This is a genomic window from Salinivibrio sp. EAGSL, from assembly GCF_013366455.1.
Classification (GTDB): Bacteria; Pseudomonadota; Gammaproteobacteria; order Enterobacterales; family Vibrionaceae; genus Salinivibrio; species Salinivibrio costicola.
This window is the reverse complement of the sequence record NZ_JABWMG010000063.1, coordinates 1-384: the sequence shown is the minus strand read 5'-3', so window position 1 is coordinate 384 and position 384 is coordinate 1. Positions and strand designations below refer to the sequence as shown.

General features: G+C 60.7%; 1 pseudogene. It reads left to right on the top strand.

Going from position 1 to position 384, the window contains the following annotated elements:
• A pseudogene (locus HLG76_RS14705) lies at nucleotides 1-384 on the top strand (hypothetical protein); the annotation flags it as partial.

Below are 384 nucleotides of genomic sequence, written 5' to 3'. Positions count from 1 at the left end.
TGATCAGCCAGTAGACGCTCAACCCGAAGAAACGGCTGAGCCGGATGACGCCGCCGAGGTTGAAGACACACCCGACGCTGCACCTGAAGAGCCAGCCGAGGACACTGCGGAATCCGAGACTGAGGACGACGCCCAGGATGACACGGACGAAGCGCCAGGCGATGACACTGCAGAGCCCGAGCCCGAAGCTCAGGATGATACGGATGGAACGTCAGCCGAGGATACCACGGAACCCGAGGCCGAAGCTCCGGACGATACAGATGAAGCACCCGTCGCCGACGAGTCGCTAGTAGACCAACAACCTGAACAAACGGCTGAATCGGATGACGCCGCCGAGGTTGAAGACACACCCGACGCTGAGCCTGAAGAGTCAGTCGATGACAC